Origin of the sequence: Bacillus cereus group sp. MYBKT14-1, assembly GCF_051915185.1 — a bacterium.
In the GTDB taxonomy this organism is placed as follows: Bacteria; Bacillota; Bacilli; order Bacillales; family Bacillaceae_G; genus Bacillus_A; species Bacillus_A cereus.
The window spans coordinates 49,825-62,463 of sequence record NZ_JBQAEF010000021.1; the positions used below are offsets into that span (position 1 = coordinate 49,825).

A 12,639-nucleotide genomic window follows, 5' to 3' on the forward strand; every position below is an offset into this window, starting at 1 on the left:
ACAAATTTCAGCGGAGAAAGAGGTAGAGGTAGTGAAGAAATTCTTTGTAGGATTTTTAGTTGTTCTTGGAGTATATTTATATTTCCAAGGAAAGTCTGAAGGAATGGATAAGCTAGTGAATGGAACAAGCTATGTTGATTCAGAAGAAGCAAAACAGATGAAACAAATCATTATAGAGGAAGCGAAGAAAGTAAATCTTCCAGAATGGATACCTCTTGCAATTGCCGAGCATGAAAGTCGATTAAATCCAAGAAGTGTTGGAGATAATGGAACTTCATTCGGATTGTTTCAACTACACCGCGGCGGCGGGCTTGCACCAGAGCATTTAACTGATGATGAGCTGAAAGATCCACGTACAAATGCGCAAATTGCAATGCCGCATTTAATGAAAGGATATAAGCGTGGGGTGCAAAAAGGTTTGACTGATTTTGCATTACTGAAATATATAGCGAATACATCTGGATGGCCAGGGAATTTAGGGCCAGAGTGGACGGATAATAACATGAAGTATAACATCGGATTAGAAGATGTGTACTATCGAAATAAAGGTGTAATAAAAGAGTAGGTTTTGATACCTACTCTATTTTTTTTGATAATCGTGTCATTTTGTGAAATACTCCGCTAGTTGTATTTTTACGTCTTCTAGTTTTGTAGAAACTTGCGGTATTTTATATCCTACATACAGCGGTGAAACGACAAACCTAGGAACAACTTTACAAATAATTTTTCCATTTAAGTAATAGAAGAATAAGTTATAACTACTGCATCCTTTATGAAAATCTATCAGTATGTAACGTACAGTTTGCTGAATGTAATTTGCCATTTCATCTATATATGAAATATTATCAATGATTATATTGAATTCAGTGAAGCCAATAATGGGACGCTCTGAAATATTAAGCTCAATGCGTTCATTTTTTTGAACAATTACTCCTTGGAAATTTTCCTCTTTAATATTTTCAAGATAATCTACATATTTCATTCCGATAATTTGCATGTGTGCATGATGCAAACTTCCACCTGAAAATGGACCGTGATTTTTATATAAAATCACAGATGCGAACTCTTCGTTCTTCTGTAAGTGTAACCAATGTTGAATAGAAAATTGCATTAATTTTCTCATATGTTCTTCTGTATATGTTGCGATATGATCTTCGCAATTATTGGTTTCGATTAACACTGTTTGAAATGTATCTTGTAATGTAGGAAATTTATTTTTTAACCAAATAATAGAACCATCAGTTGCTAAAATATCCGTTAATTGTTCTTTATCGCAAAATGGACATGCAGCGCTTCTATTCCGAATACTTTCTGGTTTTTGTTTACCGATATCGTTTAAAAAATATAGTTGTTGTGTATCCATTTGTATATATGCCCCTTTAAAATATGTGTAAAAATCCCGCTTAATACATTCGGGAAAAGGAGAAGGAAATCCTCTAAAGGAATAGGGGAAAAATAAAAGACAAGATATCCTCATTACGATAGGGTACCTTGTCTTTTATTTTTTCTCTAATAGTGTGTATGGATAATATAGAACATTTTCATTATTTTTCTTTTTTCTCTTTTTTATTGTGTATAAGGTAATTGCTGTGCTTGCAATGATAATAATGGCTTTCTTCATATTCATATACCCCTTTTTATTGTTGGTTTAATTCTTGGCTAACTGCTTTTGCATCGACTAAAGCGTGTAAAATCATTTTCACCATGTTCATCATATTTCTTCACTCCTTTTTATAGTTCATTTAGTTCTTTTACAACTGCTTGTCCGTTCACTAATACCTCAAAGATTGCTTTTACGATTTCTTTCATCATGTTTGTTTCCTCCTTTTGTTTGTCTCGCTTGTTTACATCTTTATTGTATAGGGAGGCATCTTTTCGTACTATCGCTTTCCATTACGTGAACATAACAGTTTTGTAAGATTTGATGTCACTTATTGAAATGTTTAGTCTATCTTCATTATTTTCAGAAAAATGACTATTCAAACATGAAATTGGAAAGTATAATAAAGAAGTAAGTATTAAATTCCGTACGAAAGGGGTGAATGAGATGAAACGTTCTTTAGCTGCGCGTGCCAAATTTTTAGATTTTATTTATTTTTGTCGTGCGATTTTTCATGATGTAGTTGTTAACGGGATACGTATGCCCTTTTTTAACAATTGCATAGTGACTATTGAACGATAGAAATCTCTTCACCCATTTTTAATAAACGTGTGAAAAGGGAGCTATTTGGCTTCCTTTTTCTATGCCGAAAACCATGGGGAATGTTTCTTTCTCATGGTTTTTTATATTGAAAGGAGTACGGAAAATGACTATTTGTAGTGTAAATAATGTAATGAAATCTTTTGGTGGAAACATCATATTTGAAAATATATCGCTTGAAATAAAGAATGGTGAACGTGTTGGGTTAGTTGGTCGTAACGGTAGTGGGAAGACAACAATCTTTGGACTTCTAACGGGAAAGGAGAGTTTGGATGCAGGAGCCATCCATATGAAGAAAGGTACACGTATTGGTCATGTCGCACAAATTCCGAAGTTTGATGAGGTCATGAATGTATATGATGTATTGAGTTCCGCTTTTAAAGTAGAAAAAGAATTAGAAAAAGAAATGCATGCTCTAGAAAAAAATATGGCGGAGGAGCAGGAACAATCTGCTTTGGAAAAGCTAATGGAGAGGTACGGAGTCATTCAAGAAAAATTTGCATTTCTCGGTGGTTATGAAATAGAGGCAAATATAATGAAGGTAGCAAATGGCTTACAAGTAACAGACTTATTTCCAAGAGTATTTACGGAATTAAGTGGAGGAGAACAGACGAAAGTTAGCCTTGCATATATGTTATTGCAGAAACCAGATTTACTTCTATTAGATGAACCAACAAATCATTTAGATTTGTTTGCAGTTGAATGGTTAGAGAAATTTTTAAAAGAATATACTGGAACAGTTATGGTTATTTCACACGATCGCTATTTCCTTGATGAAGTTGTAACGAAAATTTTTGATTTGGAAGATGGAGAGATACACGTGTACCATACGAATTATTCTCAGTTCGTTGAGGAGAAGGAAGAAAGATTACTTCAAGAGTTTCAAGCTTATCAGGAGCAACAAAAGAAAATAAAGAAAATGAAAGAAGCAATTAAGCGTCTACGTGAATGGGCAAATCAAGCGAACCCTCCGAATGAAGGATTGCATAAAAGAGCGAGAAATATGGAACGTGCGTTAGAACGTATAGAGAAATTAAAGAGGCCAATTTTAGAACGAAAACAGATGGGTCTTCAGTTTGAAGGGCAAGAGAGAAGCGGGAAAGATGTTGTTGTAATGAAAGAAGTGAGTAAAGGTTTTGCTGGACGACCTTTATTTGAACAAGCGAATTTACATGTTCGTTTTCAAGAGCGTGCGGCTATCGTTGGTCGTAATGGTACAGGAAAGACTACATTATTAAAACTACTATTAGAAGAAATAAATCCAGACGTTGGTGAAATTCGAATTGGTAGTAGTGTCAAAATTGGTTATTTATCACAGCATACGTATGGAAATGTGAAGAGTAATGTATTGGAAGCGTTTAGAGAGTATGTAGCTGTAACAGAAGGAGAAGCAAGACATATATTGGCTAAGTTTTTATTTTATGGTCCAGCAGTATTTAAGAAAGTAACGCAACTGAGCGGTGGAGAAAAAATGAGGTTAAGACTTGCGCAACTTATGTATCAAGACATCAATTTTCTAATTTTAGATGAGCCGACAAACCATCTTGATATTGAATCAAGGGAAGTTTTAGAGGAAGCCCTTGAGCAATATAATGGAACAATCCTAGCTGTTTCACATGATCGTTATTTTTTAAATAAGTTATTTGAAAAGACGTACTGGATTGATGAATGTAAATTATTTGAGTTTGCAGGAAACTATGCATGGGCTCGTCAAAAATGGGAAGAAAAGCTTGAGAAGCAAGTAATAAAGCAAAAACGCCAAGGGAGAAAGAGTGTTGAAATGGTTCCAGTAAAAGAGAAAAAAGCTAGGAATCTTGAAGAGATTGAAAATGAGTTAATGCATGTAGAAGAAGATATATATGCAATAGAATGTGAAATGGAACATGTAGCTGATGTTGAAAGACTTGAAAAATTATATGAGGAAAAAACGATGAAAGAGTTGTTACGAGCGAAGTTATATAGTGAGTTAGAGAATATTGTGGAGTAAAGAGTAGAAAGCCACTTCCTTTCAGTTTTGTTGGAGGAAGTGGCTTTTTCATAATGATATTTTGCTTTAAAGATTAAATGAAGCGATGTGTTTCACGTGAAACAGTAACTTAGATAAATCCGTGTTCCTCAATTTGCATAGCTTGTGAAGCGTATGAAATGATAAGGTGAAAAATAAATGTCATTAGTGGCTTTTCAATAGGAGTAATCACAAAAACAAAGGCTAATTATTTCCCGAGAGATAAATTGAGGGCTTTTACGGGCAGCCCGACCCCGACCTAACTTCTTTTGCTTTCGCTGAATTTTGAGGTGGGGTTCTTACTGCCCGGCAAATAGCGGGATAAATATGTATAAAAGAGACTAGTGAATGAAAACGAAAAGAGAGCAAAGTTACAGCTTTACGCGCTGAACCCTGCTCTCTTTTTGCGTGGCATCTTCTCTCGTTGAAATTATAATAGCGATCCCGAGCATGATAAAAAAAGCTAAAAAGAGGACGAACTTTGGGAAGAACGGGAATAGTAATAGCGCTCCGACTATCATAATTGTTAATAATACGTAGTGCAGGACGTATTGGAATAGGTTGTCCATATTTTCGCCCCCTTTTTGGTAATTGTTTATTAGTATTCTATGTTTCATGTTGAAGGAATAGAAGTAGATTTTTAAGTTTTTTAATACGAATTATAGCTGAGTTTTCTTAAAGTATAAATGTAGAGTGGTAATTTTGGGAAAATTCTCAAAATATTTATTTAGAAAGAATTGACAAAACATAATGAACGATATAAGCTAATAACCATAAAGTCTATCGGAAAGGTCGGAATAAGATTGTTACCCCTCAAAAACATCTATTTTTTTACGATTAAAACCGACTTTTCCGATTGGCTATAAATGTTGCTGTGGGAGGCATACATAAGGTAATTCGTTCAGAGGGTATAATCATAAAAAGTTAGGGTGGGGACAATGAAGAAAAAGACAAAAAAATGGGCTGGTGTATTTTCGGTATTAATGAGTAGTTCGCTTGTGTTGTCTGCTTGTGGGGGACAGGAGGACGCGGCTTCTACAGAGCCGGTTAAACAGCAGGATTTAAAAAATGTGAAAATTGAAAAGATCGCTGCGACAGATAAAACGAAAGTGCCAGACAAAGCGAAGAATAGAAAAGATACGTTAGTAGTTGGTATTAGTAAGCCAGGCGGCGTATTTTTGCCATACTTCCAACAAAATGGTTGGGATGGAAACGTAACTTCAGTTATTTTTGCATCTCTCGTATCAACCGATAAACAAGGGAAACCAATTCCAGAATTAGCTGAGAAGTGGGACGTTTCTTCTGATCAGTTAACATATACATTCCATTTACGTAAAGATTTGAAATTTAGTGATGGATCGCCATTAACGGCGGATGATGTAGCTTTCACATTGACGCTTTTACATGATAAGGCATATGAAGGTGAAGTAGATATCTCTCAATATGCGGTTAAAGGTGGTAAAGAATATAAGGAAGGAAAAGCAACTTCAATTGAAGGTATTCAAGTTGTTGATCCACAAACAATTAAAATTACAACTGAAAAAGTGAATTCACAAGCTATATTTGTTTTAGGAGGTACAGTACTATCAAAAGCTTATTATGGAAAAGATTATAAGCAAAATACAAGCTTAGATTACTTAAAAGATTTATATGGAAAGCCATTAGCTGCGGGTCCATATAAATTTGAAAAGTATATTCCAGGTCAAGAAGTTCGTTTTGTAGCAAACGAAAATTATTATGCGGGTAAACCAAAAATTCAAAACTTCATTTATAAAATTACTTCTGGTGATACGAAGCTTCAGTTATTCCAAACAGGAGAAGTTGACCATACTGGCTTAGGTACTGGTGATGAGGTTCTTGAACAGGCTAAGGCTTTAGAATTCGCCAATATCCAAATCGAAACAGCACCGTCATTTAGTTATATTTATATGAATAATAATAAGCCTTACTTAAAGGATAAAAAGGTTCGCCAAGCACTTATTTACGGATTAGACCGCAAAAAATATGTTGATACAGCGTTAAAAGGATACGGTACAGTAGCCAATGTACCAATTCATCCAACTTCTTGGGCTTATACGGAAGAAGGAGTTAATAAATACGAATACGATAAAGAAAAAGCGAAAAAATTATTAGATGAAGCAGGGTGGAAAGTTGGTTCGGATGGAATTCGTGAAAAAGATGGTCAAAAATTAAAACTTTCTTATTTCGGTCCAAGTTCGGCTAAAGATAGTGATTTATTAATTCCGATTGCGAAAGAGAATTATAAAGAAATAGGTGTAGAGTTTAATCCTGAATTTATGGACTTTAATACGATGCTTTCTAAGGTAAACAAAGGGGATTATGATTTAGCTTCTGTTTCGACACCGATTACAAGTGATCCGAGTGAAACAGCTGGTGAATATTTGTCTACTGCAAATGAAACTAGTCTTGGTTATAAGAATGCAAAAGTAGATGAGCTAATTCAAAAAGGTATTGAAACTGTAGATATCGAAAAGCGTAAACCTATTTATAAAGAATTGTATAAAGAATTAAGTGATGATCCACCAGTAATTCTATTAAACTACCGTAGAACAATTACTGGTTATAACGGGAATATAAAAGGAATTGATCCTGAAAAGTACAACAGTATTAGTGCAAACTTACCAGTATTATCATTTGAAAAATAACGATAAGAATGTATAAGTAGAAGACATTTTTTCATTCGGTTAGTAATGTGCCGCTTTGAAAAAATGTTCTTCTATTTTAAGCATAAGATTGGAGAGAAAAAGGGTGAAAACATATATTGTTCGTAGGTTGTTACAAATGATTCCTACACTGCTTGGTACATCAATTATTATCTTCGTCCTGTTCGCACTTCTTCCTGGGGATTATATTGATTCAAACCCGAAAATTACACCGGAAAGAGCAGCTGAACTGAGGGAGTTATATGGGTTGAACAAACCAATTGTTGAGCGTTATTTTCATTGGTTAGGTAATGCATTGCAAGGGGACTTTGGCTTCTCGCTTCAATATCAAGAGCCTGTAACGTCATTATTAAATAAATTTATTTGGAATTCTTTTAGTGTAGCAATTATTGCATTGTTTTTTATTTGGCTAATTGCACTTATTATCGGTGTATTCTCGGCGACGAAGCAACATTCTTTATTCGATAAACTTGTAACAATCGGTGTTTTTGCAGCAATGTCATTCCCTTCATTCTTTATCGGTTTGTTTTTAATCAAGGTGTTTGCGGTTGACTTTAAGTTATTACCGATAGGTGGAATGATTGATGTTGGCAGTAATTCAACAGGATTTGCTTACGTGATAGAAGTTGCAAAACATATGATTTTACCAGTATTTATTTTGACACTTCTTGGGGTCGGCTCGCTAACTCGTTATTTTAGAACAAGTATGTTAGAGGTTGTAAGACAAGATTACATACGAACAGCAAGAGCGAAAGGTTTGAAGGAGAAGACGGTTATTTATAAGCATGCATTAAAAAATGCAATTTTACCGGCAATTACGTTATTAGCATTTGAATTACCTGGATTGTTTTCTGGGGCAATTATTATTGAACAAATTTTTAACTGGCCAGGGATTGGTAATATTCAATTAGAAGCATTAAATTTCCGTGACTATACAGTATTGATGGCATTTACGATGTTTCTTTCTTGTTTAACAATCGTTTCAAACTTTTTAGCAGATATCGTATATGCAGTTGTTGATCCAAGAATTCGGTTGAAGTAAGGGGGGAAAGAAATGGAGACTGTTACAGTAATTACAGAAAAAAAAGAAAAAAAGAGAAGAAATGAATCATCACCATGGCGACAAGCTTTTAAAAAGATAAAGAAAAATAAGATGGCACTTGTAGGGTTTTATGCATTAATTTTTATGTTTTTATTTTGTTTTATCGGTCCGTTCTTTTCTCCATATGCATCAGGAAAAATACAAGTTGCGCTCATTAACAAACCACCTAGTTATTCTCATTGGCTTGGTACAGATCAATTAGGAAGAGATATTTTAACAAGGCTTATGCAAGCGGGACGTATTTCATTAACCATTGGTTTAGCTTCAATGGTTTTATCGGTTATACTTGGGGCTTTATTAGGAGCGATTGCAGGTTTTTATCGTGGTATTGTGGACAATATTATTATGCGACTTGCAGATATTTTAATGTCGATGCCAGGATTACCGTTACTTATTATAATGGGTGCGATTTTATCAGAGTGGAAAGTACCGTCTGATTATCGTTTGTATGTCATTATGATTATTTTAAGTTTAGTAGGTTGGCCAGGGCTTGCACGCCTTGTAAGAGGGCAAATTTTATCACTTAGGGAGCAAGCATTTATGCAAGCTGCGGATGTGTTAGGAATAAAAGATTACCGGAAAATTATATATCACTTAATACCTAATGTTTTACCCATTTTAATTGTCGTATCTACATTAGGTGTTGCAGGTTCTATTTTGGGAGAATCCGCACTAAGTTACTTAGGTCTCGGAGTCGTTCCACCTACACCATCATGGGGGAACATGATTAGCGCAGCTAACTCATTAATCGATTTCCAAAAGCGTCCATGGTTATGGATTCCGCCTGGTTTTGCAATCTTTATAACGGTTGTATCAATTAATTTACTTGGTGATGCACTTCGTGATGCATTAGATCCAAAGATGAGACGGTAGGTGAGGAGATATGAGTAAAGCGGTAGTAGAGCTGAAAGATTTACAAACATACTTTCAGACAGAAGAAGGGACAGTAAAAGCTGTGAATCATGTTAGTTTTTCTGTTCGAGAAGGTGAAACTGTTTGTGTTGTAGGTGAATCTGGTTGCGGAAAAAGTGTAACGGCGTTATCTATTATGGGACTTATTGCTGAATCAGGCAGTGTAGTAGGTGGAGATATTTTATATGAAGGAAAAAGTCTTTTAGGAATGAAAGAGAAAGAGCTTCGTAGTTTACGGGGGAATGATATTGCGATGATTTTCCAAGAACCGATGACATCGCTAAACCCCGTCTTCACTGTAGGAGAGCAAATTGTAGAAACGTTAAGGGAGCATGAATTACTTAGTAAAAATGAAGCATATAAGAAGGCAATTGAGTTAATTCGTAAAGTTGGCATAGCCCGCGCTGATGAAATCGTCCATTCTTATCCGCATGAACTGAGCGGCGGGATGTTACAACGTATTATGATTGCTGTTGCACTTAGTTGTAATCCTAAGTTATTAATTGCGGATGAACCAACAACAGCTCTTGATGTTACTATTCAGGCTCAAATATTGGATCTACTAAGACAAGTGAAAGAAGAATTTAAAACGTCGATTTTATTAATTACACATGACTTAGGTGTCGTAGCGGAAATGGCTGATTATGTTGTCGTTATGTATGGCGGGAAAGTTATTGAAGAAGCCCCAGTACTAGAGATATTCCAAAATCCAAAACATCCTTATACGAAAGGATTATTGAAATCAAAACCAGTAATGGGAAAACGAATAGATAAACTATATTCTATTCCAGGGCAAGTTCCGAATTTAGTTGGTTTAGGTGAGTTTTGCTACTTTAGTGGGCGTTGTGAGCATTGTATGGAAATATGTGAAAAAGAAGCCCCAAATCTAAATGTAAATGATGAAAATCATAAAGTAGCTTGCTGGCTATATGAGGAGCGTGCGGAACAATGAGTGAACCATTATTAGAGGTGAAAAATCTAAAGACATATTTTCCAATTAAGGGTGGCGTATTTAGTAGAACAATTGGGCATGTAAAAGCGGTTGATGGAGTAAGTTTTACTATTAATAAAGGTGAAGTGTTTGGTCTCGTTGGCGAATCAGGGAGCGGAAAAACAACAATAGGAAAAACAATTTTACGCCTCGTTCAAAAAACGGAGGGAGAAGTGAAGTTTAAAGGGAAAGATGTTCATTCTTTATCCAAGGATGAATTAAGAAAACATCGCCCTAATATGCAGCTCGTTTTCCAAGATCCATTTAGCTCATTAAATCCGAGAATGAGAATTGGAGAAGCGCTTGGAGAGCCAATGTTGGCCCACGGATTAGCGACGAAAGAAAATGTTCGTGAAAAGGTAATTGAAGTATTGGAGTTATGTGGGTTAGCTCCTTATCATATTGACCGGTATCCCCATGAGTTTTCTGGTGGACAACGTCAGCGTATCGTAATCGCAAGAGCTATGGTATTAAATCCGGAATTTATTGTAGCTGATGAACCTGTGGCGGCACTAGATGTATCTATCCAAGCACAAATTATTAATTTATTTAGTGAGTTACAAGAGAAAAAGGGATTATCTTATTTATTCATTTCGCATGATTTAAGTGTAGTAGAACATTTATGTACGAAAATCGGAATTATGTATTTAGGTACGATTGTGGAGACAGCACCGCGTGATGAGTTATTTACCAATCCGCTACATCCTTATACGAAAGCATTGTTATCAGCTGTTCCAATACCAGATCCAACAGTGAAGCGAGAGCGAATTATACTAGAAGGGGATATTCCAAGTCCAGCAAATCCACCTTCGGGCTGTCGTTTTCATACACGTTGCCCATTTGCAACGGATGTTTGTAAAAAAATAGTACCAGAATTCCGTAATGTTGGTGCAGAGCATTTTGTTGCTTGTCATCACGTATAAAAAAGGACTCTTTCAAATTGAAAGAGTCCTTTTTTTATTTACTAGATGAAGTTTGTTTCAATACAAATTGCTCGATTGCGTGAGCAACACCATGTTCATTGTTTGTTAGTGTTACAACATCACATAGCTTTTTTACATCTTCTTCAGCGTTGCCCATTGCAACAGATAAGCCTGCTACTTCTAACATCGGTACATCATTAAAATTATCACCAATAGCAACTGTATCTTCAATAGGAATATTAAAATGAGCTGCCATCTGCTGTATCCCGTTTCCTTTATGTCCATTCTTATCCATAATTTCTAAGTTAGTAGGAGCCGATGCTGTAACCATAAGATCAGCATCTTCTTGTAATATACTTAATAGTTGTGCGCGATGCGCTGCATTAAACGTTAAAATGAAGAATTTAGATATTTCTAGTTCTTGGTTATTTACAACATCTTCTATTTTTTTGAAATCAGTAATTAGGTTCGATTTCTTTTGCTTTTCTGTAATTCGTTCAAGTTCCTCTAATGTAACATCAAGCGCATGCTTATTTTCTTCGAATGCTTGCATCACTTGATCTTGCCATGTATATGGAGAATAAACTCCTTTATTCGTATATAGCTTATATGGGAAACCTTCAGATTCTAGTAATTTTGCAAGTTTGTAAACTTTGTCGTTTTGTATACAACGCGAGTTAATTACTTTTCCATCCACATAAACAATAGCCCCATTGCTTGCTCCGACTGGAAGAGATAATTTATATTCTTCCAATAGCTTTAAAGCATCCTCTTTCGCACGACCAGAACAGATCATTACAATATGACCAGCTTCTTGTGCAGTTTGGATTGCTTGTAGGTTTTCTTTGGAGATTTCAAGATTAGATGATAGTAGTGTACCATCCATATCTAATGCGATTAATTTCAAAATGACCACCTCTTTGTTTTTATTATACATAGTTATATAGAGGAAACATATAAACTTATCTTGGAAAGACGGTATTTTATCTCATATTAAAAGTAAGTAAAGATTAGATAGGTTTAGTGTCACTAAATAAACGATTTGTAACAAAAATAGAGAGGAATATGACGACATTTCACTTTATGACTGTAATGTTACACGAATGTTACAAACGTGAACTAAGTGAAAAACGCATTAAATAAAGGTTTTTGAGGGTTATTATAAAAAAACGTAAAAAAAGTGTAATAAATTTTACGTAATTATATTGCAACGTAATAATAGTTATGTTACATTAATGTTACAAACGTTACGTTATCAAATTTAATGTAACGTTAACATAAAAACTATGAAATAAACATTTCTTAGAAATTACATATAGATAACTTATAAAAAGGGAGGATAAATGATATGAAAGAGCAAGTATTACAAGTAACAAAAGGTGATTTCGTAGGATCAGCAAGTGGAGCGGTAGTATTAACAGCATTAATCGTATTTTTATCAAGCGTATTAGTATAATAGAAGCTTTGTAACAAAAGAAAAAAGAAGGGAGAATGAAAGATATGAAAGAGCAAGTATTACAAGTAACAAAAGGTGATTTCGTAGAATCAGCAAGTGGAGCGGTAGTATTAACAGCGTTAATCGTATTTCTATCAAGCGTATTAGTATAATAGAAGCTTTGTAACAAAAGAAAAGGAAGGGAGAATGAAAGATATGAAAGAGCAAGTATTACAAGTAACAAAAGGTGACTTCGTAGGATCAGCAAGTGGAGCAGTAGTATTAACAGCGTTAATCGTATTTCTATCAAGCGTATTAGTATAATAGAAGCTTTGTAACAAAAGAAAAGGAAGGGAGAATGAAAGATATGAAAGAGCAAGTATTACA

General features: G+C 34.9%; 15 protein-coding genes. 11 read left to right on the top strand and 4 right to left on the bottom strand.

The features are described from left to right. Nucleotides 1-31 precede the first annotated feature (31 nt). A complete protein-coding gene (locus ACTFO4_RS27440; protein ID WP_000713249.1) occupies nucleotides 32-565 on the top strand; it encodes a transglycosylase SLT domain-containing protein in 534 nt (177 codons plus the stop codon). Nucleotides 566-601: 36 nt separating this feature from the next. Here the strand turns inward: ACTFO4_RS27440 and ACTFO4_RS27445 are convergent, their stop codons facing one another. Together ACTFO4_RS27445 and ACTFO4_RS27450 are read right to left on the bottom strand one after the other, a co-directional pair. Then, nucleotides 602-1,363, bottom strand: a complete 762-nt coding sequence (locus ACTFO4_RS27445; RefSeq protein ID WP_000381030.1) for a DUF4931 domain-containing protein — start codon at nucleotides 1,361-1,363, stop codon at nucleotides 602-604. Nucleotides 1,364-1,498: 135 nt separating this feature from the next. After that, nucleotides 1,499-1,627 (bottom strand): hypothetical protein, encoded by a 129-nt coding sequence (locus ACTFO4_RS27450; RefSeq protein WP_002023099.1) that lies wholly within the window; start codon nucleotides 1,625-1,627, stop codon nucleotides 1,499-1,501. Between the two features lie 420 nt (nucleotides 1,628-2,047). Between ACTFO4_RS27450 and ACTFO4_RS27455 the strand changes: the two genes are divergently transcribed. Further along, the gene (locus tag ACTFO4_RS27455) at nucleotides 2,048-2,182 is read left to right on the top strand and encodes an RAxF-45 family protein (protein WP_000830643.1); all 135 of its coding nucleotides are present in this window, start codon (nucleotides 2,048-2,050) and stop codon (nucleotides 2,180-2,182) included. Nucleotides 2,183-2,255: 73 nt separating this feature from the next. Further along, nucleotides 2,256-4,187, top strand: coding sequence for a ribosomal protection-like ABC-F family protein (abc-f, locus tag ACTFO4_RS27460; protein WP_440014526.1), 1,932 nt, complete (start codon nucleotides 2,256-2,258; stop codon nucleotides 4,185-4,187). Nucleotides 4,188-4,576: 389 nt separating this feature from the next. Here the strand turns inward: abc-f and ACTFO4_RS27465 are convergent, their stop codons facing one another. Beyond that, nucleotides 4,577-4,774 (bottom strand): hypothetical protein, encoded by a 198-nt coding sequence (locus ACTFO4_RS27465; RefSeq protein ID WP_000369254.1) that lies wholly within the window; start codon nucleotides 4,772-4,774, stop codon nucleotides 4,577-4,579. A 369-nt stretch (nucleotides 4,775-5,143) separates the two neighbouring features. Here ACTFO4_RS27465 and ACTFO4_RS27470 point away from each other — a divergent pair, with 369 nt between their 5' ends. The 5 genes from ACTFO4_RS27470 (at nucleotide 5,144) to ACTFO4_RS27490 (ending at nucleotide 10,817) form a co-directional block, all read left to right on the top strand. Beyond that, nucleotides 5,144-6,871 (top strand): ABC transporter substrate-binding protein, encoded by a 1,728-nt coding sequence (locus ACTFO4_RS27470; protein WP_000730692.1) that lies wholly within the window; start codon nucleotides 5,144-5,146, stop codon nucleotides 6,869-6,871. A 103-nt stretch (nucleotides 6,872-6,974) separates the two neighbouring features. Continuing rightward, the gene (locus ACTFO4_RS27475) at nucleotides 6,975-7,931 is read left to right on the top strand and encodes an ABC transporter permease (protein ID WP_000860748.1); all 957 of its coding nucleotides are present in this window, start codon (nucleotides 6,975-6,977) and stop codon (nucleotides 7,929-7,931) included. 12 nt (nucleotides 7,932-7,943) lie between these two features. Next, on the top strand, nucleotides 7,944-8,864 hold the full coding sequence (opp4C, locus tag ACTFO4_RS27480; RefSeq protein ID WP_000451078.1) for an oligopeptide ABC transporter permease: 921 nt from the start codon (nucleotides 7,944-7,946) through the stop codon (nucleotides 8,862-8,864). 10 nt (nucleotides 8,865-8,874) lie between these two features. Next, on the top strand, nucleotides 8,875-9,855 hold the full coding sequence (locus tag ACTFO4_RS27485; RefSeq protein WP_000030800.1) for an ABC transporter ATP-binding protein: 981 nt from the start codon (nucleotides 8,875-8,877) through the stop codon (nucleotides 9,853-9,855). Then, the gene (locus ACTFO4_RS27490; protein ID WP_001294518.1) at nucleotides 9,852-10,817 is read left to right on the top strand and encodes an ABC transporter ATP-binding protein; all 966 of its coding nucleotides are present in this window, start codon (nucleotides 9,852-9,854) and stop codon (nucleotides 10,815-10,817) included. The genes ACTFO4_RS27485 and ACTFO4_RS27490 overlap by 4 nt, the downstream gene beginning before the upstream one ends. Before the next feature lie 34 nt (nucleotides 10,818-10,851). Here the strand turns inward: ACTFO4_RS27490 and ACTFO4_RS27495 are convergent, their stop codons facing one another. Further along, nucleotides 10,852-11,724, bottom strand: coding sequence for a Cof-type HAD-IIB family hydrolase (locus ACTFO4_RS27495; protein WP_440014525.1), 873 nt, complete (start codon nucleotides 11,722-11,724; stop codon nucleotides 10,852-10,854). A 441-nt stretch (nucleotides 11,725-12,165) separates the two neighbouring features. Here ACTFO4_RS27495 and ACTFO4_RS27500 point away from each other — a divergent pair, with 441 nt between their 5' ends. From ACTFO4_RS27500 to ACTFO4_RS27510, 3 genes are read left to right on the top strand one after another with little or no spacing between them, the layout of a single operon-like run. Beyond that, nucleotides 12,166-12,273: a DUF3948 family protein gene (locus ACTFO4_RS27500; protein ID WP_000664237.1), complete on the top strand. Its 108-nt coding sequence runs from the start codon at nucleotides 12,166-12,168 to the stop codon at nucleotides 12,271-12,273. 35 nt (nucleotides 12,274-12,308) lie between these two features. Further along, the gene (locus ACTFO4_RS27505; RefSeq protein WP_088350928.1) at nucleotides 12,309-12,425 is read left to right on the top strand and encodes a DUF3948 family protein; all 117 of its coding nucleotides are present in this window, start codon (nucleotides 12,309-12,311) and stop codon (nucleotides 12,423-12,425) included. A 34-nt stretch (nucleotides 12,426-12,459) separates the two neighbouring features. After that, the gene (locus ACTFO4_RS27510; RefSeq protein WP_000654250.1) at nucleotides 12,460-12,576 is read left to right on the top strand and encodes a DUF3948 family protein; all 117 of its coding nucleotides are present in this window, start codon (nucleotides 12,460-12,462) and stop codon (nucleotides 12,574-12,576) included. Nucleotides 12,577-12,639: the final 63 nt, after the last annotated feature.